The sequence below is a fragment of the Atopococcus tabaci DSM 17538 genome, from assembly GCF_000429585.1.
Taxonomy (GTDB): domain Bacteria; phylum Bacillota; class Bacilli; order Lactobacillales; family Carnobacteriaceae_A; genus Atopococcus; species Atopococcus tabaci.
Window position 1 is genome coordinate 1 of sequence record NZ_AUCD01000130.1, and the last position, 1,433, is coordinate 1,433.

Sequence of the window (1,433 nt, forward strand, 5' to 3'; positions counted from 1 at the left end):
GTATTCCTGCATAAAAAAGCCATGCATGAAAAATCTCATACATGGCACAAAATATTTTGTTTATTTATCTGTCTACTTGACAGGGGGCAGTTCAAAGGAGAAACCAGTCCTTTTTGGCTTATAAAAAAATAAATAAAAAAGCAGTGACAACGAGCCCTGATAAAAAACCTGTAAGGTTGCTATTTTTCCCCGACGGAAGCTCTTCTTTAATGGCGTTCAACACAATGGCGCCGGAGATGAAGGCTTCAACAATCACCAGCACAACCTCAGGATACTCGCTTAGCACGCCGATAAGCCAGCCGGCGAGAATACCCCCAGCCAACAAATAGCGGCCGTAACGGTCATAGTCCTCTTTATGGTGACGGCGCAAATTCCAATCATTAGTGAAGAAATGCAGGCCCAATGCGATAAAGTATAAAAGCATCCGCAGTCCGCTTTGATACGGATCGGAAGCGACCAAGTAGCCAATCATCATGTTGTAGGTCACGAAAAAAGCGATATGAAACCAAAAAAGGCGAGATTGCACGCGGGGAGAGTCGGGATCATCGCCTTCACTCCAAGTCTTAATCGCGAAGTGTTCCATCGCATAAAACAAGGCAAACCCTAATAAAGCAATGTGATAGACGAAGTAGCGTGAAAACCCGGAATCAATACCTATCTGTTCCGCAACGTGCTGTTGTCCCCGACTGACGGCCGGCAATAAGTGCATAAAGACATACGCAACACCTACTCCGCCGGCAAAAGACAAAAACCTGCGAAGCGGCAGGTGATCCAAAGATAAGTACTTAGAAAATAAATGAATGGCCATAAATCCCACAGCAGCCAGAAAACTCAATGAACCGGTCATATCGCAATGGTCCCTCCTTTCGAAATAAGTTGTCATCTGACCGAATTGTAACATGTTACGGGAAGAACAGCAGTGGTTATGCCTTCTTCTGCTCATGCGTTGACCAAGAAAGCGTTTAAGTTGACAGTGGGAAACGTAAAATGGCCAAATAAGAAGTGAATTAGACCAAACTTTTTTAAAGGAGGAATAGGAAGTGGCAAACCAAAACAATGATGGACGCGGAAATTATTTCGAAGATAGAGCGGGCACGGAAAACGCTCGGTTCCACGTAGTTCCTGGAGACGATAAGAAGTGGGCAGTGAAAAAAGAAGGCGAAGACAATCCGATCTTCACAGCAGATGATAAGAATGAAGCCCTCGAAGAAGCCAAAAAACAGGCTGAAGAAGCGGGGACGAAAGTCATTGTCCATGACGAGGATGGGCAAATTGAAGAACAAATCGAATACGATCAGTGAGTACATTAAAAGCCGCTTGTCTCCTGTTGACAAGCGGCTTTTTTAGTGCGCCCGGCATGGGCGACAACTTGGTGGTGAAAGTCCACTACAGACTTGGCAGTAGGAACTGTTAGCGAAAGTCAAGGGTGTCCG

The 1,433-nt window shown here is 45.3% G+C and carries 2 protein-coding genes; one reads left to right on the plus strand and one right to left on the minus strand.

What is annotated here, in order from left to right; translation table 11 throughout:
• Positions 1-118: 118 nt before the first annotated feature.
• On the minus strand, positions 119-847 hold the full coding sequence (locus G470_RS0111645) for a ZIP family transporter (protein WP_028274938.1): 729 nt from the start codon (positions 845-847) through the stop codon (positions 119-121).
• Between the two features lie 193 nt (positions 848-1,040).
• Here G470_RS0111645 and G470_RS0111650 point away from each other — a divergent pair, with 193 nt between their 5' ends.
• Positions 1,041-1,301: a DUF2188 domain-containing protein gene (locus G470_RS0111650; RefSeq protein WP_028274939.1), complete on the plus strand. Its 261-nt coding sequence runs from the start codon at positions 1,041-1,043 to the stop codon at positions 1,299-1,301.
• The last annotated feature ends 132 nt before the right edge of the window (positions 1,302-1,433 follow it).